Origin of the sequence: Streptomyces sp. NPDC006655 (assembly GCF_040703965.1) — a bacterium.
In the GTDB taxonomy this organism is placed as follows: domain Bacteria; phylum Actinomycetota; class Actinomycetes; order Streptomycetales; family Streptomycetaceae; genus Streptomyces.
Window position 1 is genome coordinate 65,472 of record NZ_JBEYJU010000002.1, and the last position, 17,871, is coordinate 83,342.

Consider the following 17,871-nt stretch of genomic DNA (forward strand, 5'->3'; position numbering starts at 1 on the left):
GGAGCCGATCGGGCCACCGACCGGGCATCCTCATACGTGCGGCCTGTCGAGGCACGTCTGAAACAGACGGCGTACCAGCAGGCGCATTACCACCATACCCCGGAATCGTGCACATGCGATGGCCGATTTGGTCACGTCGTGGTACTCGCGGTGGCTGACCAGGAGCTTCCCCCAGGACTTCCGTGACTTTCCGGGACTCGTGAGGGGGCGCCCGGGGACCGCTCGGGGAGTTCCCCCAGCGCTTCCCCGAGGCGGCGAGCGGGCTATTGTGCGCTTCATGACGAGCTCTGACAAGCCTGAGACCGCCTCCGCCGTACCGACCGGTGTCGCCGCCCAGGACTGGGGGCAGGCGGCCGCCGACCCGCAGTACCGAGCCGCGGTCGTGGACCTGCTCGGCGCGCTCGCGTACGGCGAGCTCGCGGCGTTCGAGCGCCTCGCGGAGGACGCCAAGCTGGCGCCCACGCTGGCCGACAAGGCCGAGCTGGCGAAGATGGCGTCGGCCGAGTTCCACCACTTCGAGCGGTTGCGGAACCGGCTGACGGAGATCGGCGAGGACGCGGCACAGGCCATGGACCCGTTCGTCGCGGCCCTCGACGGCTTCCACCGGCAGACGGCGCCGTCGGACTGGCTGGAGGGCCTGGTGAAGGCGTACGTCGGCGACTCGATCGCCAGTGACTTCTACCGGGAGGTCGCGGCCCGGCTGGACACCGACACGCGCGAGCTGGTGCTGGCCGTGCTCGACGACACGGGGCATGCCGGGTTCGCGGTGGAGAAGGTACGGGCCGCCATCGACGCCGATCCCCGGGTGGGGGGCCGACTGGCGCTGTGGGCGCGGCGGTTGATGGGGGAGGCGCTGTCCCAGTCGCAGCGCGTCGTCGCTGACCGGGACGCGTTGTCGACCATGTTGGTGGGCGGGGTCGCCGACGGCTTCGATCTCGCCGAGGTGGGGCGGATGTTCTCGCGGATCACCGAGGCGCACACGAAGCGGATGGCCGCGCTGGGCCTGGCCGCCTGACGCCCGTCGCGGGGGCTTCGGTCCGGGGGCGGCCGGGGGTCCTCGGCGTCGGGAGCTACGCCGGGATCGATCGTCGGCGCAGGCGGCGGCCCGTGGGCCGCAGCAGCAGGGAGAGGGACGCCGCCGAGACGACCGCCGCTCCCACGAGGCTCACGAAGGCCGTGCCGGGGCCCAGCGCGCTGTGGGTGACGAAGTCCCCGAACAGGGCTCCCGCGACTCCCGTGGAGAACACCAGCGGGCGGGCCGGAAGACGGTGGGACAGGCGGCTGTTCGCGGCCCACGCCAGGGCCAGGCCGAGCAGGGCGGATCCAAGGACTTCCAGGAACATCACGGGGGGTCCCTCCCACGGCCGGCCGGTGCTTCACGGTCGTAGCCCGTCATACCCGTGACCTGCGGAATGCAATCCTCCTCTGTGGGGGACGTGTGGGCCGCACGGGGAGGACGGACACGACGCAGGGGCCCGGCGGACACGTGTCCGCCGGGCCCCTGCGTCGTGCTGTGGCTAGAGCGCGCTGAAGCCGACCTTGCGCACGGTCGGTTCGCCGAGCTCGACGTACGCGAGGCGGTCCGTCGGGACCAGGACCTTGCGGCCGCGCTCGTCCTCCAGGGACAGCACCTGCGACTTGCCCGACAGCGCGTCGGCGACGAGGCGTTCGACCTCTTCGGCGTTCAGACCGCTCTCCAGAACGATCTCGCGAGGCGCGTGCTGCACGCCGATCTTGACCTCCACGGCTATGTCCCTCCGACGGTCAGTGAAGTGCGCGACCTTACGCGCCGTACGCTGCACACATTAGCCCGGTGAGGGGACGTACACGCTGCGGGCGTGCACGCCAGGAGCGAACAGCGATCGGGAATGCGGCGCGACCGGCGCCCGCGGGCGCCGGTCCGGTCAGTGGTGGGAATCGATGCCGTGCAGCGGGAAACCGGCGATGCCCCGCCAGGCCAGCGAGGCCAGCAGCTGAACCGCCTGGTCGCGCGGGACGCTGCGGTCGCTGTGCAGCCAGGAGCGCGCCACCACCTGGGCGAGACCGCCGAGGCCGGAGGCCAGCAGCATCGACTCCGCGCGCGAGAGCCCGGTGTCCTCGGCGATCACGTCGCAGATCGCCTCGGCGCACTCCGTCGTCACCTTGTCGACGCGCTCGCGCACCGCGGGCTCGTTCGTCAGGTCGGACTCGAAGACCAGCCGGAAGGCACCGCCGTCGTCCTCGACGTACGCGAAGTAGGCGTCCATGGTCGCGCGGACGCGCTGCTTGTTGTCGGTGGTCGACGCCAGCGCGCCGCGTACCGCCTGGATCAGGGCGTCGCAGTGCTGGTCCAGCAGCGCCAGGTACAGGTCGAGCTTGCCCGGGAAGTGCTGGTAGAGAACGGGTTTGCTGACACCGGCGCGTTCGGCGATGTCGTCCATCGCGGCCGCGTGGTACCCCTGTGCGACGAAAACCTCCTGGGCGGCGCCCAGCAGCTGGTTCCGTCGGGCACGGCGCGGCAGGCGAGTGCCCCGCGGGCGTGCCGCCTCTGTCTGCTCGATAGCTGTCACGCCGCCTCCCAAAGTCGTCCACGTGCGGATCGCGCCGCCCGGCCATCGTACTTTTCGGTAACCGTGATGTGCGCGGTGCGAGCGCAGAATTTCACGTACCGGACGGCGGCGAAAGCCGCACCCGGAAATGCGCCGGGAAATACGGACTGAGCAGGTGGGCCCGCCGGAGACCGGTCGCGTCAGCGGTAGTCGTCCTCGTCGTGCGAGACCACGCGTGCCTGCTCGACCAGATCGGCCTCGTTCCCGCGGTCCGGGTCCACCGCGGTGAGCGGATCGTCGTCGGACGGTGCGAGGTCCGTGTGCTGCTCGGCTGCGTCGCCTTCCGGGGCCTCGACGTCGATCTCGGGGGCGTCCTCCGCCTCCAGATCGTCGAGCGCGTCGGGGTCGGTCGGGTCATAGGTCATGGTGGGGCTCCCTTCCTTCGAACGTCCCTGGCTGAGCAGGGGGCCACAAACGGGTGCCCTGTTTACGAGCGTAGGAGACACCGGATGCGGACGCTATGTCACGGGGGCCGTTCGCCTGCGCGTGTCCGGTGCCGTGCACCCGGGCCGCCGCACGGCACGCCCGGTCGATCTGTGACGGCGAACACACGAACCACTGTGTGATCGTCTCGTAACATTGGCCCATGTCTTCGACCGAGCTGCCGTCCGTACCGCCCACCAGCGTGCTCCCGAAGGCAAAGGCCGTCAGGGTCGCCGAGGGCGAGCGGCTGCGGTCGGTGGGACTGCCCGGCGTCACCCTGTCGATCCGTTCCCGGCCACCCGCGCGCGAGGGCCTGCCGCCCGCGCTGTACGTCCACGGACTCGGCGGTTCCTCGCAGAACTGGTCGGAGCTGATGGAGCGGCTCGAAGGCGTCGTGGACGGCGAGGCGGTCGACCTTCCGGGCTTCGGCAACTCTCCGCCGCCGGACGACGGCGACTACTCCGTCACCGGGCACGCGCGCGCGGTCATCCGTTATCTCGACGCGGCCGGCCGCGGCCCGGTCCACCTCTTCGGCAACTCGCTCGGCGGCGCGGTCTCCACCCGGATCGCCGCCGTCCGCCCCGACCTCGTCCGCACGCTCACCCTGGTCTCGCCGGCGCTGCCCGAGCTGCGGGTGCAGCGCACCGCCGTGCCGACGATCCTGATCGGCCTGCCCGGCATCGCCGGACTCCTCACCCGTGCGACCGGCAGGTGGACCGCCGAACAGCGCGTACGGGGCGTTCTGTCCCTCTGTTACGGCGATCCCGGACGGGTGACGCCCGAGGCGTTCGAGTACGCGGTGGAGGAGCTGGAGCGGCGGCTGCGGCTGCCGTACTTCTGGGACGCGATGGCGCGGTCCGCGCGCGGGATCGTCAACGCGTACACCCTGGGCGGCCAGCACGGGCTGTGGCGCCAGGCCGAGCGCGTCCTCGCCCCCACACTGCTGATCTACGGAGCCCGGGACCAGCTCGTCGGCTACCGCATGGCCCAGCGGGCCGCGCGCAGCTTCCGCAACTCCCGCCTGCTGTCCATGCCGGACGCCGGGCACGTGGCGATGATGGAGTACCCGGGGGTGGTGGCCGGGGCGTTCCGTGAACTCCTGGCGGACGCCGAGAGGTCCGGCGGCGGCACCGCCGCTGCGGGCACGGGGAGCTGAGGGAAGGGTGGGACGCCACAGCCGCCGCGGCCCGGCACCCAAGGACGATGCGGCGGACCCGGCCGGCGTGGGCGCGGTGCGTTCTCCCGACGGCACCCGGGCCGACGGCACTGCGGCCGACGGCACTTGGGCCGACGGCCCTGCGGTCGGCGGCACCCGGGCCGACGGCCCTGCGGTCGGCGGCACCCGGGCCGACGGCCCTGCGGTCGGCGGCACCCGGGCCGACGGCCCTGCGGTCGGCGGCACTGCGGCTCACGGCACCCCGGCAGCCGGTGTTCCCCGGGTCCGTGGCGGGCAGGCCGGGCAGCGGGAGGCGGGCGCAGGCCGGCCGGGCGGGGTGTCGATACCGCGACAGCGGCAGGGTTCGTTCGGCGGCCCCCGGCAGGACCACCTCGACGCCTTCGACGGGGACGTCGACGTCTTCACGCCCCGCCCCGGCATCGGCACCCGGCGTGCGGAAACGTATCCGCCGGTCCCCGGCCCGCGTACCTCACCGCTCGCCTCCGAGCCGTACGGCGACGAGGACCAGGCGGCGCCCACCGGTGAACCCGCGCAGCCCAAGGGCGGCAGGGGCCGAACCTTCACCGGCATCGCGGCCGCCGCCGTCACCACCGTGCTCGCGGTGATCGTCGCCGGGCAGGTCGCCGACGGCCGTGCCGGGGGCGTACGGGCCGGGTCGGGCGCCGACGCGCGGGCCACCGACGGAGCCGCTGCGCGCGGCGACGGCCGGACCACGCCGTCCGCGTCCGCCTCGCCGAGCCTGGCCACCCTGTCGTACGCGCAGGCGATGGACACCAAGTACCCGCTCAGCGCCGAGCTGGCCGGCTCCGGGAAGTTCACCGCCGTGCCCGGCGGCGCCAAGGCGCCCGGCACGGGCCGGAAGTACACCTACCGCGTCGACGTGGAGCAGGGACTGGGCCTGGACGGGCAACTGTTCGCCGACGCCGTGCAGAAGACGCTCAACGACGACCGCAGCTGGGCCCACGACGGCGCCCGCACCTTCGAACGCGTCTCCTCCGGCAGGCCCGACTTCGTGATCACGCTGGCCAGCCCCGGCACCACCGCCAAGTGGTGTGCCAAGTCGGGTCTGGACACGACCGAGGACAACGTGTCCTGCGACTCGGCGTCCACCCAGCGCGTGATGATCAACGCGTACAGGTGGGCCCAGGGCAGCAAGACGTACGGCGACGAGATCCACGCCTACCGGCAGATGCTGATCAACCACGAGGTGGGCCACCGGCTCGGCTACGGCCACGTGACGTGCGACAAGAACGGCGAGCCGGCGCCGGTCATGCAGCAGCAGACCAAGTTCCTCGACCACGACGGAATCCACTGTCTCCCCAACCCCTGGCCCTATCCCAGGAGTTGACAGGTGGCGCATACATCACATTGACATGCGCAGAAAGTTCCTCCATATTTTTGGGCATGTCGTCCCCCCACGCCTCTTCGCGCGCCGCCATCGAGCTGGCGCTCATCGGCGTGACCGCGCTCTGCGTGGCCGACATCCACTGTCGCTGACCGTCGCCCTCCGGTGTTCGTGTCGCGATTCTCCTTTTTCGCCGTGACCTGGGTCACGGCTCTTTCGACGACCTGACGCCCGGGCGGACGTCTGTTCACTTTCGTCTCACTCCTCGTCAATCTGTCTCACCAATTGAGACACGTCTTCCGAGAGGTCGTCATTCCGATGCGTCAACCGTCCGCCAGAGCGCGCCGTGCGGCCGTGGCAACCGTCAGCCTGGTCGTGGCAGCGGGTGCCGCCGCCTGCGGGCCGAAGGACAACGATGCCAAGGGCTCAGGTGGCGACTCCGCGCCGCACAAGGGCGGCACGCTGACCGTGCTGAACTCCGACCCCCAGTCGGACTTCGACCCGGCCCGCCTGTACACCTCCGGCGGCGGCAACGTCCCCTCCCTGGTGTTCCGCACGCTCACCACCCGCAACCGCGCGAACGGCGCCGCCGGCACCAAGGTCGTCCCCGACCTGGCCACCGACACCGGCCGTCCCAGCAAGGACGCGACCGTGTGGACGTACACCCTGAAGGCGGGCCTCAAGTACGAGGACGGCACCGCGATCACGTCCGCCGACATCAAGTACGGCATCGAGCGCTCCTTCGCCCCCGAACTCTCCGGCGGCGCGCCCTATCTGCGGGACTGGCTGGTCGGCGCGGCCGACTACCAGGGGCCGTACAAGGACAAGAAGGGGCTGTCGGCGATCGAGACGCCGGACAGCCGCACGATCGTCTTCCACCTGAACAAGCCCGAGGGCGAGTTCCCCTACCTGGCCACGCAGACGCAGTTCGCGCCCGTCCCGAAGGCCAAGGACACCGGCACGAAGTACGAGGAGCACCCGGTCTCCTCAGGCCCGTACAAGGTCGTCGAGAACGACAACGACGGCGAGCACCTGGTGCTGGAGCGGAACACGTACTGGTCGGCGTCCGTCGACGACCAGCGCAAGGCCTACCCGGACAAGATCGACGTCCGCTCCGGGCTCGACTCCTCCGTGATCAACCAGCGGCTGTCGGCGTCCCAGGGCGCGGACGCGGCGGCCGTCACCACGGACACCAACCTCGGCCCGGCCGAACTCGCCAAGGTGACCGGCGACAAGGAGCTGGCAGCGCGGGTCGGTACCGGCCACTTCGGCTACACGAACTACATCGCGTTCAACCCGAAGGTGAAGCCGTTCGACAACCCCAAGGTGCGACAGGCGATCTCCTACGCCGTCGACCGGTCCTCCGTGGTCAACGCCGCGGGCGGCAGCGCGCTGGCCGAACCCGCGACCACCTTCCTGCCGGACCAGAAGTCCTTCGGCTACACGCCGTACGACCTCTTCCCGGCCGGTGCCACCGGCAACGCGGCCAAGGCCAAGGAGCTGCTGAAGGAGGCGGGCTACCCGAACGGGCTCACGGTCACGCTCACCCACGACAACGCCCAGAACTTCAAGACCAGCCCCGAGATCGCGACCGCCGTCCAGGACGCCCTCAAGAAGGCCGGCATCACCGTCAAGCTCCAGGGCCTGGAGGACAACAACTACTCGGACACCGTCCACAGCGTGAAGACCGAGCCGGGCTTCTTCCTCTCCGCCTGGGGTGCCGACTGGCCCTCCGGTGGCCCCTTCCTCGCCCCGATCTTCGACGGCCGGCAGATCGTCAAGGACGGCGCCAACTTCAACTCCGGTCTGCTCAACGACGCATCGGTCAATGCCGAGATAGACGCGATCAACAAGTTGACCGACCTTGACGCCGCCGCCGAGCGGTGGGGCGCGCTGGACAAGAAGATCGGCGCACAGGCGCTGACCGTCCCGCTGTTCCACCCCGTCTACAAGCGGCTGGTCGGCAAGGACATCAGGAACGTCGTGATCAGCGACTGGACCGGTGTCCTGGACATCTCCCAGGTCGCGGTGAAGTAGCGACGTGAGCGAGGCACTTGTCGCTCCCCAGGCCCCCGAGGCACTCGCCTCGGGGGCTTCGGGGGCCCGTCGGTTCTGGCGGCGGCTGCGCGCGCAGCGGGCCGCCATGGTCGCGGCGGGGATCGTCGCGCTGCTCGTCCTGGTCGCGCTCGCCGCGCCGCTGCTCACCGCCCTGGAGGGCCAGGACCCCACCACCTACCACCCCGCCCTGGTGGACTCCGCGCGCGGGGGCGTGCCCATCGGCTCCCTCGGCGGCATCGGCGCCGACCACTGGCTCGGCGTCGAACCGGGGACCGGCCGGGACCTGTTCGCGCGGCTCGTCTACGGCGCACGGGTCTCCCTCGGCGTCGCCCTGGCGGCGACCACCGTGCAGGTCTTCCTCGGTGTCGTCGTCGGTGTCACGGCCGGACTCGGCAACCGATGGGTTGATCAACTGTTGAGCCGGGTCACCGACATCATCGTCGCCATGCCGTTGATCATCATGGCCCTGGCCCTGCTGGCCGTCGTGCCCAGCGGCTTCCCCAGGCCGGTCCTGGTCTCCCTCATCATCGGCTTCGTCGCCTGGGGCACCATCGGCAAGATCGCGCGCGCCGCGACGCTCTCCCTGAAGAACCTCGACTACGTGGCCGCCGCCCGGCTCAGCGGCTGGAGCACCTGGCGGATCGCCCGCCGGGAACTGCTGCCCGGCCTCGCCGCGCCCGTCATCACGTACGCCGCCCTCATGGTGCCGGCCAACATCGCCATCGAGGCCTCGCTGTCCTTCCTGGGCGTCGGAGTGAAGCCCCCGACCCCGTCCTGGGGCCAGATGCTCACCTCGGCCAACGTCTGGTACCAGGCGGCCCCGCAGTACCTGCTGCTGCCCGCGGGCGCCCTCTTCGTCACCGTGCTCGCGCTCACCGTGTTCGGCGACGGCGTCCGCACCGCCCTCGACCCGCGCTCGGCCTCCCGGCTGCGCGTCGGAACCGGCCGCAAGCGGGAGACGAAGGCGGACGCCGGGCCGCGGACGGCACAGCCGGACGCCGCGAAGGAGGGCCGGTCATGAACGGCTTCGCCGGATTCGCGCTGCGCCGCGCGGTGGGCGCGGTCATCACCCTGCTGGCCATCTCGGTCATCGTCTACGTCGTCTTCTACGTCACCCCCGGCAACGTCGCCCAGATCACCTGCGGCCCCCGCTGCTCGCCGGAACAGGTGCACCAGGTCGCCCAGCAACTCCGGCTCGACGACCCGTTGTACGTGCGCTACTGGCACTTCCTGCAGGGCATCGTCGCCGGTCAGGACTACTCCACCGGCACCTCCGTCGCACACTGCGCGGCCCCCTGCCTCGGGCTCTCCTACCAGAGCGACCAGCAGGTCATGCAGATCATCCTCACCAAGCTGCCGGTCAGCCTGTCGCTGGTGATCGGTGCGATGGTGCTCTGGCTGCTGCTGGGCGTCGGCACCGGCATCCTCTCCGTCTGGCGGCGCGGCCGGTTCACCGAGCGCGCCCTCACCGGCCTCACCCTGGCCGGAATCTCCACGCCGGTCTTCGTCATCGGCCTGGTCCTGATGATCGTGGTCTGCGGGCAGCTGGAGCTGCTGCCGTTCCCGGAGTACGTCTCCTTCTCCGACGACCCCGAGCAGTGGGCCTGGAACCTGCTGCTGCCCTGGGTGACCCTCGCGGTCGCCGAAGCGGCCTACTTCGCCCGGCTGACCCGGGCGTCGATGCTGGAGACCCTCGCCGAGGACCACATCCGCACCTTCCGCGCCTACGGCGTCGGCGAGCGGGCCATAGTCGGCCGGCACGCGCTGCGCGGCGCGCTCGCGCCGATCATCGCCCTGAACGCCAACGACGTCGGCAGCGCGGTCGGCGGAGCCGTGCTCATCGAGACCCTCTTCGGTCTCCCCGGCATCGGCCAGGAACTGGTCCACGCCGTCACCGTGGTCGACCTGCCCGTGGTCGTCGGCATGGTTCTGGTCATCGGTTTCTTCGTGGTCCTCGCCAACGCCGTCGCGGACGTGCTGTACGCGCTGGCCGACCGACGGGTGGTACTGACGTGAGTCTGGTCCGAGTCACTGATCTGACCGTGGAGTTCGGCGACCTGCGGGCCGTGGACGGGCTCTCGTTCACCCTGGCGCCGGGCGCCGCCCTCGCGCTGGTCGGGGAGTCCGGCTCCGGCAAGTCCACGGTCGCCTCGGCCCTGCTCGGCCTGCACCACGGCACGGGCGCGCGGGTCGGCGGCTCGATCGAGGTCGCCGGTGTCGACGTGCAGGCCGCCTCCGACGACGAACTGCGGCGACTGCGCGGCGCGAAGGCGGCGATGGTCTTCCAGGACCCGCTGTCCTCCCTGGACCCGTACTACGCGACAGGCGACCAGATCGCCGAGGTGTACCGCGTGCACGCGCGCGTGTCACGGCGAGCCGCACGCGCGCGTGCCGTGGAGGTGCTCGACCGGGTCGGCATTCCGGACGCCCCGCGCCGGTCCCGGTCCCGCCCGCACGAGTTCAGCGGCGGCATGCGCCAGCGCGCGCTGATCGCCATGGCGCTCGCCTGCGAACCCGACCTGCTGATCGCCGACGAGCCGACCACGGCTCTCGACGTGACCGTCCAGGCCCAGATCCTCGACCTGCTGCACACGTTGCGCGAGGAGACCGGCATGGGCCTGCTGCTCGTCACGCACGACGTGGGCGTCGCCGCCGAGAGCGTCGACCAGGTGCTCGTCATGCGGCACGGCCGGGCGGTGGAACAGGGCCCGGTCACCGGCGTGCTCGGGGCCCCCACCCAGCCGTACACGCGTGAACTTCTGTCCGCCGTCCCGCGGGTGGACGCGGCGCGTACGCCCTCTGAGGCGTCCGACGAGGTGGTCCTGGAGGCGACGGGTCTGCGACGCGAGTTCGGGCGCGGCAAGCGGGCGTTCACGGCCGTGGACGACGTGTCGCTGACCGTCCGCCGGGGCGAGACCCTCGGCGTCGTCGGCGAGAGCGGCAGTGGCAAGACGACGCTCGGCCGGATGCTGGTCGGACTGCTGGAGCCGACGGCGGGCGAGGTCCGCTACGACGGGCACGCGCGCGTGGGCGTCGACCCGGCCCTCCAGATGGTCTTCCAGGACCCGGTCTCCTCGCTCAATCCCCGCCGCAGCGTGGGCGAGTCGATAGCCGACCCGCTCCGCGCCCGCGGCGACAGGGACGAGGGGCGCATCCGGAAGCGCGTGGTCGAACTGCTGGAGCGCGTAGGGCTCGAAGGGGCGCACTACGACCGCTACCCGCACGAGTTCAGCGGTGGCCAGCGCCAGCGCGTGGGCATCGCGCGGGCGCTCGCGGCCGACCCGCGTGTCATCGTCTGCGACGAGCCGGTCTCCGCGCTGGACGTCACCACCCAGGCCCAGGTCGTCGCCCTGCTCGGCGAACTCCAGCGCGAACTCGGGCTGGCGCTCGTCTTCGTCGCCCACGACCTCGCCGTCGTCCGCCAGGTCAGCGACCGGGTCGCGGTGATGCGCCGCGGCCGGATCGTGGAGACCGGGCCCGCCGACGAGGTGTACGACAGCCCCAGGGACCCGTACACCCGCCAACTCCTGGCCGCCGTACCCGCCCTCGACCCCGAGGCCGCGGCCCGGCGCCGGGCCGCCCGCCGGGAACTGGCGTCGGCGTGACGTTTCCGCTGTTCCCCGGGGCGCGGTGAGGTGACGTCGCGCTGTCGAACGATCTCTTAGCGCGACAGAACGCGGTCCGCACGCGAAAGTTACGACCGTTCACCCCTTTTGGTGGCGCGATGGACAACCGTCCGTCGCGCCACCGCCTTGTCCGCATACGTTCGTCCCGCTGCGAGCCGTCGACGCGTAGGCGGCTCCCCACACGGGAGATCGATCGGGGGTGCACACGTGCGCATCGGACTGGTTACGGAGGGTGGTTATCCGTATGTGGGCGGTGACGCCGGACTCTGGTGCGACCGGCTCGTGCGCGGGCTCGGGCAGCACGAGTTCGATGTCTACGCCCTCACCCGCAGCCGCCGCCAGGAGGACGAGGGCCGTCTCGAGCTGCCGCCGCACGTCAGCCGGGTGCGTACGGCTCCCCTGTGGACCGCCGAGAAGGACGGCAGGGCGTACGGCAGGCGCGCACGCCGACGCTTCGCCGAGAGCTACGGGGAACTCGCGGAGGTACTGAGCGCCGGGCCCGCCGGCGTGCGGGGCGCGGATCCCCCGGCGGGCCTGGGCGGCGCCGGACGCGAGGATGACTCGGACACCGCGCCCGGTCATCTGGCGGACCGTTTCGGCAGCGCGCTCTACGGGCTCGCCGAACTCGCCCGCGACGAGGGCGGACTGGCCGGCGCTCTCCGCTCCGACACCGCCGTACGCGCGCTGGAGCACGCCTGCCGTACCCGCGGCGCGCACAGTCTCGCGCGTGAGGCACGGGTGCCCGACCTGCTCACCGTCGCCGCACACCTCGAACGCGCCCTGCGCCCCCTCTCCCTCGACTGGTACGGCGACGACGGTCTGGGCGCGGCCGACCTCTGCCACGCCACCGCCGCCGGTCCCGCCGCCCTGCCCGGCCTGCTCGCCGGGCACTTCTCGGACGTCCCGCTGCTGGTCACCGAGTACGGCGTGCACCTGCGCTCGCACTACCTGGCCGTCGGCCCGGACGCCGTCACCCCGGCCGTGCGCACCCTGCTCGCCGCCTTCCACGGCCGGTTCGCCGCCGAGGTCTACGACCGCGCGGCGATCATCACCCCCGGCAACGCGCACGCCCGACGCTGGCAGGAGCGCTGCGGCGCCGACCGGTCCCGGATCCGTACCGTCCACCCCGGCATGGAGGCAGCCCGGTTCACCGAGGTCGGCGAGGCACCCGACCGCGCCGACCCGGGCACGCTCGCATGGGTCGGCCGTATCGAACCGTCCAAGGACCTGGTGTCGCTGCTGCACGCCTTCGCGGAGGTCCGCAAGGAGGAACCCACAGCGCGACTGCGGGTGCTGGGCGCCCCCGTGGGGTCGGAAGGCGCGACCTACCTCGGCCACTGCCGGGCGCTCGCCGCCCAGCTCTTCCCCGACGAGGCCGAGGGCGTGCACGCCGTCGGCGACAACCCGGTCTCCTTCGAGGAGATCGGCGGCCCCGAGGCGCCCACCCTCGCCGACGCCTACGCGTCCGGCGCGGTCGTCGTTCTCTCCAGCGTGGTCGAGGGCTTCCCGGCCGGGCTCGTCGAGGCGATGCTCTGCGGCCGCCCGACCGTCTCCACGGACGTGGGCGCCGTGGTCGAGGTCATCGGCGGCACCGGTCTCGTCGTACCACCGCGCAATCCGCGGGCGCTCGCGGAGGCGTGCGTGGCGCTGCTGCGCGACCCCGTGCGCCGTGAGCGCCTCGGAGCCGCCGCGCGCGCCCGGGCACTCGAACTGTTCACCGTCGAGCAGAACATCGCGGCGTTCCACACCCTCTACCTGGAGATCGTCTCGCACTGCCCGGTCCGCCGGGTCGTCCTCGACGAGGCGGGGAAGCCGCTGCCGTTCGCCGTCCCGGCCGAGGCCCATGTGCCCGGCCGCTGGACCCGCCCCACGGCCCGTGGCGTCCACCGGGGCGGCCCCGGCCGGACACCGGGCACCACGCCGGGGCCCGTCCCGGCACCGGCCACCGCGTCGGCGGCGACCGAGGGGGCGCTGTGAACGGCGGCGAGGGCGGCGCGCCGAGCGGTGGTCCGGGCGAGCTCGACCGGCCAGGACGGCCGAGCCGGGCCGACGCGTGGGACACACGGTCGGGGGAGTGGCTCCTGGGCGCCGCCGACGGCGCCGCCGCCCCGCCCGGGAGCGGACTGCCGGAACCGACCGCGGGTGCCAGGGACGCCCGGGACACCGCGGGCGGCCGCGGCGCCACCCCACGGCGGGGCGCCGTCGACCCCGTGAAGACACTGCTGCACCGGCACCGCGCACTCTGCGAGCGGGCCGTCGACCCGCTGGAGATCGCCGCCGGTCTCGAAGCGCACGGGGTCACCGACCGGGCCGCCGCCCGCTTCCGGCACCGTGACGTCTTCTCGCTCGCCGAGGAGCTCTACGCCCGCGTGCCCCGCGGCGAGGACCACCGTCCGCGCCCCGAACCGGCGCCCGCGCCCCGCGTACGCGCCGACTGGGCGCTGCTCACGCTCCTCCCGGGCACCGTCGGCGCCGCGGCCGTGACCGGGGTGCGGCTCACCGAGGGCCGTCCGCGTCTCCTGGTGGCAGCCGCCGGTGTCCTCGCCGTCGCCCTGGCCGTCCACCTCGCCCTGCGACGCGGCCCCCTGGCGGTGCTGTCCCGTACGCCCGCCCGGCCCACCGCCACCGGCACGCGCGCGTGGACCTGCTGGCTCCTCGGTTACGCCCTGCTCGGCAACGGCCTGCTGCGCGCCGTCCTGGACGGCGGCCCCGACGGCCCGCCGACCGGCGCCGCGCACGGCCCCTGGCCGGTCACCGCCGCACCCGCCCTCGCGCTCACCCTGGCCACCGCCCCGGCGGCCTGGAGCACCCACCTCTTCACCACCGGCGCCCACCGCCGCCTCACCCGCAGCCGTGGCCTGGACGAGTTCACGGCGGCCGTGCAGCCCCTGCTGCTCGGCACGTTCGCCCTCTTCCTGGGCGCCCTCACCGCCCTGCTCGCGCTGTGCGGCACCGCCCTGGGCGAACCCGCCGGCTACCCGGAGGCGCTCACCCTCGGCGCCCTCCTGCTGGCCGCCCGCCTCCTGACCGTCCACGACGCCGCACGGGAAGCCCGCCGCGCGCTTGCCGCCGCCGCCGTCACGGAAGCGGCGGCCATGGCCCTGGTCCTCCTCGGCAGGCTGCCCGGCTGCGCCGTCCTGGCAGCCCCCGTCGACGCCCTGGCCGACGCCTGGGGCCCGGGCGGCGTCCAGGCCCTCGGCTGTGCCGCCGCAGCCCTCGCGCTGCTGTTCACGGCCACGCGCACCCTCACCCGGGCCTCGGCCCACGCGCCGACGGGAGACCCCGAGTGAGCCACCTCTTCCCGGGCCACGCCGCGCCGTCCCGGCGGCCGGCGCCCGGCGCCTCACCCGAGGCAACCGCACCCCCAGAAGGAGACCACCAGATGACCATCTCCCGACCCGGACCCGGAGCGTCCGGAACCACCGGAGTCGCCGGAGCGCACACCCCGGGAGCCGCACGATGAGGGTTCTGCTGATCGGAGCCAACGGATACCTCGGCCGCTTCGTCGCCGACCGGCTGCTCGCCGACCCGGCCGTCCAGCTCACCGCGCTGGGCCGCGGCGACGACGCCGACGTCCGGTTCGACCTCGCCACCGGCAGCCCCGGCGCCCTCACCCGCTTCCTCGACGCCGTCCACCCGGGCGTCGTCGTGAACTGCGCGGGCGCCACCCGCGGCGGCGCCCGGGAACTCACCCGGCACAACACCGTCGCCGTCGCCACCGTCTGCGAGGCCCTGCGCCGCAGCGGCTGCGGCGCCCGCCTGGTGCAGATCGGGTGCAGCGCCGAGTACGGCCCGAGCCAGCCTGGCTCCTCCACGGCCGAGGACGCCGTGCCCCGCCCCGGCGGCCCGTACGGCGTCAGCAAGCTCGCCGCCACCGAACTGGTCCTCGGCTCCGGACTCGACGCGGTCGTCCTGCGCGTCTTCTCGCCCGCCGGACCCGGCACCCCGGCCGGCTCCCCGCTCGGCCGGCTCGCCGAGGCGATGCGCCGCGCCATGCAGTCCGGCGACGGCGAACTCAAACTCGGTGGCCTCGGCGCCCAGCGCGACTTCGTCGACGTCCGTGACGTCGCCCGCGCCGTCCACGCGGCCTCGCTCTCCGCGGCCCAGGGCGTCATCAACATCGGCTCCGGCCGCGCCGTCCGGCTCCGCGACGCCGCCGGTGTCCTCGCCCGGGTCGCCGGATACGGCGGCGCCCTGCACGAACTCGACGGTCCCCCCGGCCCGCTGCGCGGCGCCATCGGGCACCCCCGCATGGACCCCGACAACGCCGCCCCGGTCGCGTACCCGTACCCGGACGGCTGCGGCAGCTGGCAGCAGGCAGACGTCCGCTGCGCCCGCGACCGGCTCGGCTGGCGGCCCCGCATCAACCTGGAGGAATCTCTCGCGGACATCTGGATGGAGGCGGCGTGCCGCATCTGACCAGCACGCGGGCGGGCGCCGCGACCACCGGCGTCCGCACCGCGGTCGGCATCCCCGGCTACGCCCATCCCCTCCTCGTGCCCGCCCAGTGGGCGGAGCTGACCCGCCCCGGCACACCCCTGCACTGGGTCGTCCTCGACGTGGCGAACGGCCCCGGCAGCCGTCCCGACCCGCACTGCCTGGAAGCGACCGGCCGGCTCCGCAACGCGGGCGTCCGCGTCCTCGGCCACCTGGACGCCACCTACGGCGCCCGTCCCCGTGGCGACCTGATCACCGACGCCCACCGCTTCCACGACTGGTACCACGTCGACGGCTTCCTGCTGGACCGCTGTCCCGCCGAGCGCGCCGCGCTCCCCGAGGTCCGCCGCGCCGTCGCCGCGCTCCGGGACGTCGGCGACGGCCCCCACATCGTCCTCGGCCACGGCACCCACCCCCACCCGGGCTACGCGGAGAACGCCGACCAGCTCGTGACCTTCGCCGGTCCCTGGAGCGACTACCGCTGGTCGCAGGTGGCCGAGTGGACCGCGGACTACCCGCCCGACCGCTTCTGCCACTTCGTCCACGGTGTACCCCTCGGCCACCTGGACGAGGCGCTGCGCATCGCCCGCTGGCAGGGCGCCGCCACGATCTACATCACCGACCGGACCGACCGCGGCGGGCGGGCGGATCCCTGGGAGGCGATGCCCGGTTACTGGGACGAGATCGTCTCGCGGATCGGAACAGGTGTCTCGGAATGAAGAAGCCCGTGGCAGTGTTACAAGGAGAACAACCGTAGTGATTGACCGATCAACGGAGTCCCCGTGTCGCTGCCACCCCTGGTTGAGCCAGCTTCTGAGCTCACCGTAGACGAGGTCCGCAGGTACTCCCGCCACCTGATCATCCCGGACGTCGGGATGGACGGGCAGAAGCGGCTGAAGAACGCCAAGGTGCTCTGTGTGGGCGCCGGCGGCCTGGGCTCGCCGGCGCTGATGTACCTGGCCGCCGCGGGCGTCGGCACCCTCGGCATCGTGGAGTTCGACGAGGTCGACGAGTCGAACCTGCAGCGTCAGATCATCCACAGCCAGTCCGACATCGGTCGTTCCAAGGCCGAGTCCGCCCGTGACTCCGTCCTCGGCATCAACCCGTACGTGAACGTGATCCTTCACGAAGAGCGGCTCGAGGCCGAGAACGTGATGGAGATCTTCAGCCAGTACGACCTGATCGTCGACGGCACGGACAACTTCGCGACCCGCTACCTGGTCAACGACGCCTGCGTGCTGCTGAACAAGCCGTACGTGTGGGGCTCGATCTACCGCTTCGACGGCCAGGCCTCGGTCTTCTGGTCCGAGTACGGCCCCTGCTACCGCTGCCTCTACCCGGAGCCGCCGCCGCCGGGCATGGTCCCCTCCTGCGCCGAGGGCGGCGTTCTGGGCGTGCTGTGCGCGTCCATCGGCTCCATCCAGGTCACCGAGGCCATCAAGGTTCTCACCGGCACCGGTGAGCCCCTCGTCGGCCGTCTGATGATCTACGACGCCCTGGAGATGCAGTACCGCCAGGTCAAGGTCCGCAAGGACCCGGACTGCGCGGTCTGCGGCGAGAACCCGACCGTCACCGAGCTCATCGACTACGAGGCCTTCTGCGGCGTCGTCTCCGAGGAGGCCCAGCAGGCGGCCGCCGGCTCGACGATCACTCCCAAGCAGCTCAAGGAGTGGATCGACGACGGCGAGAACATCGAGATCATCGACGTCCGCGAGCCGAACGAGTACGAGATCGTCTCCATCCCGGGCGCCAAGCTGATCCCGAAGAACGAGTTCCTCATGGGCACCGCCCTGGAGAGCCTGCCGCAGGACAAGAAGATCGTCCTGCACTGCAAGACGGGCGTCCGCAGTGCGGAGGTCCTCGCGGTTCTGAAGTCCGCGGGCTTCTCCGACGCCGTCCACGTGGGCGGCGGCGTGATCGGCTGGGTCAACCAGATCGAGCCGGCGAAGCCCGTCTACTGAGCACGGACTCCGCGACGGGCGGGGGCTTCGGGCACGGCAGACGCCCGGAGCCCCCGCCTTCGTCATGAGCAGACCGTGCCGTCCTTCGGGACCGTGCCGGCCACGAGATAGGCATTCACCGCCGAGTCCACGCAGTCGCTGCCACTGCCGTAGGCGCCGTGGCCCTCGCGGATAACCCCTTGACCTGCGGTTTCGCAGCGTCTCTGCAAGGATCGCGGGGCTATCCCGACATGCGGCCGCGCCGGGTGGGCGCGAT

Annotated in this window: 17 protein-coding genes and 1 pseudogene; 13 read left to right on the forward strand and 5 right to left on the reverse strand. The window is 72.5% G+C overall.

Annotated elements, in window-relative coordinates:
* Nucleotides 1-268: 268 nt before the first annotated feature.
* Complete coding sequence (locus AB0958_RS01435; RefSeq protein ID WP_366888235.1) at nucleotides 269-1,015, forward strand: ferritin-like fold-containing protein; 747 nt, start codon at nucleotides 269-271, stop codon at nucleotides 1,013-1,015.
* Nucleotides 1,016-1,070: 55 nt separating this feature from the next.
* Here the strand turns inward: AB0958_RS01435 and AB0958_RS01440 are convergent, their stop codons facing one another.
* From AB0958_RS01440 to AB0958_RS01455, 4 genes are all read right to left on the reverse strand, one after another.
* Entirely contained in the window at nucleotides 1,071-1,343 is a 273-nt protein-coding gene (locus AB0958_RS01440; protein ID WP_361334590.1) for a hypothetical protein, read from the reverse strand.
* Between the two features lie 174 nt (nucleotides 1,344-1,517).
* The gene (locus AB0958_RS01445) at nucleotides 1,518-1,745 is read right to left on the reverse strand and encodes a DUF3107 domain-containing protein (protein WP_207921709.1); all 228 of its coding nucleotides are present in this window, start codon (nucleotides 1,743-1,745) and stop codon (nucleotides 1,518-1,520) included.
* Between the two features lie 159 nt (nucleotides 1,746-1,904).
* Nucleotides 1,905-2,549, reverse strand: a complete 645-nt coding sequence (locus AB0958_RS01450; protein ID WP_358984265.1) for a TetR/AcrR family transcriptional regulator — start codon at nucleotides 2,547-2,549, stop codon at nucleotides 1,905-1,907.
* Between the two features lie 179 nt (nucleotides 2,550-2,728).
* Complete coding sequence (locus AB0958_RS01455) at nucleotides 2,729-2,953, reverse strand: hypothetical protein (protein WP_366888236.1); 225 nt, start codon at nucleotides 2,951-2,953, stop codon at nucleotides 2,729-2,731.
* A 221-nt stretch (nucleotides 2,954-3,174) separates the two neighbouring features.
* Between AB0958_RS01455 and AB0958_RS01460 the strand changes: the two genes are divergently transcribed.
* The 12 genes from AB0958_RS01460 (at nucleotide 3,175) to moeZ (ending at nucleotide 17,615) form a co-directional block, all read left to right on the forward strand.
* Nucleotides 3,175-4,167, forward strand: coding sequence for an alpha/beta hydrolase (locus AB0958_RS01460; RefSeq protein WP_366888237.1), 993 nt, complete (start codon nucleotides 3,175-3,177; stop codon nucleotides 4,165-4,167).
* 7 nt (nucleotides 4,168-4,174) lie between these two features.
* A complete protein-coding gene (locus AB0958_RS01465; protein WP_366888238.1) occupies nucleotides 4,175-5,536 on the forward strand; it encodes a DUF3152 domain-containing protein in 1,362 nt (453 codons plus the stop codon).
* Nucleotides 5,537-5,592: 56 nt separating this feature from the next.
* A complete protein-coding gene (locus AB0958_RS01470) occupies nucleotides 5,593-5,685 on the forward strand; it encodes an Ms4533A family Cys-rich leader peptide (protein WP_338059060.1) in 93 nt (30 codons plus the stop codon).
* A gap of 166 nt (nucleotides 5,686-5,851) precedes the next feature.
* Nucleotides 5,852-7,570 (forward strand): ABC transporter substrate-binding protein, encoded by a 1,719-nt coding sequence (locus AB0958_RS01475; RefSeq protein ID WP_366888239.1) that lies wholly within the window; start codon nucleotides 5,852-5,854, stop codon nucleotides 7,568-7,570.
* 4 nt (nucleotides 7,571-7,574) lie between these two features.
* Nucleotides 7,575-8,612 (forward strand): ABC transporter permease, encoded by a 1,038-nt coding sequence (locus tag AB0958_RS01480; protein WP_366888240.1) that lies wholly within the window; start codon nucleotides 7,575-7,577, stop codon nucleotides 8,610-8,612.
* Complete coding sequence (locus AB0958_RS01485; protein WP_366888241.1) at nucleotides 8,609-9,607, forward strand: ABC transporter permease; 999 nt, start codon at nucleotides 8,609-8,611, stop codon at nucleotides 9,605-9,607. Before AB0958_RS01480 ends, AB0958_RS01485 begins: the two co-directional genes overlap by 4 nt.
* Nucleotides 9,604-11,196 (forward strand): ABC transporter ATP-binding protein, encoded by a 1,593-nt coding sequence (locus AB0958_RS01490; protein ID WP_366888242.1) that lies wholly within the window; start codon nucleotides 9,604-9,606, stop codon nucleotides 11,194-11,196. Before AB0958_RS01485 ends, AB0958_RS01490 begins: the two co-directional genes overlap by 4 nt.
* Before the next feature lie 267 nt (nucleotides 11,197-11,463).
* Nucleotides 11,464-13,194, forward strand: a complete 1,731-nt coding sequence (locus AB0958_RS01495; protein WP_366888243.1) for a DUF3492 domain-containing protein — start codon at nucleotides 11,464-11,466, stop codon at nucleotides 13,192-13,194.
* Nucleotides 13,191-14,507, forward strand: a complete 1,317-nt coding sequence (locus AB0958_RS01500) for a hypothetical protein (protein WP_366888244.1) — start codon at nucleotides 13,191-13,193, stop codon at nucleotides 14,505-14,507. The genes AB0958_RS01495 and AB0958_RS01500 overlap by 4 nt, the downstream gene beginning before the upstream one ends.
* 169 nt (nucleotides 14,508-14,676) lie before the next feature.
* On the forward strand, nucleotides 14,677-15,636 hold the full coding sequence (locus tag AB0958_RS01505) for an NAD-dependent epimerase/dehydratase family protein (RefSeq protein ID WP_366888245.1): 960 nt from the start codon (nucleotides 14,677-14,679) through the stop codon (nucleotides 15,634-15,636).
* On the forward strand, nucleotides 15,624-16,373 hold the full coding sequence (locus AB0958_RS01510; RefSeq protein ID WP_366888246.1) for a spherulation-specific family 4 protein: 750 nt from the start codon (nucleotides 15,624-15,626) through the stop codon (nucleotides 16,371-16,373). Before AB0958_RS01505 ends, AB0958_RS01510 begins: the two co-directional genes overlap by 13 nt.
* Nucleotides 16,374-16,436: 63 nt before the next feature.
* Nucleotides 16,437-17,615 carry an adenylyltransferase/sulfurtransferase MoeZ gene (moeZ, locus tag AB0958_RS01515; protein ID WP_366888247.1) on the forward strand — a complete coding sequence of 393 codons (1,179 nt, stop codon included), beginning with the start codon at nucleotides 16,437-16,439 and terminating at the stop codon, nucleotides 17,613-17,615.
* Nucleotides 17,616-17,677: 62 nt separating this feature from the next.
* Here the strand turns inward: moeZ and AB0958_RS01520 are convergent.
* A pseudogene (locus tag AB0958_RS01520) lies at nucleotides 17,678-17,782 on the reverse strand (alpha/beta hydrolase); the annotation flags it as partial.
* Nucleotides 17,783-17,871: the final 89 nt, after the last annotated feature.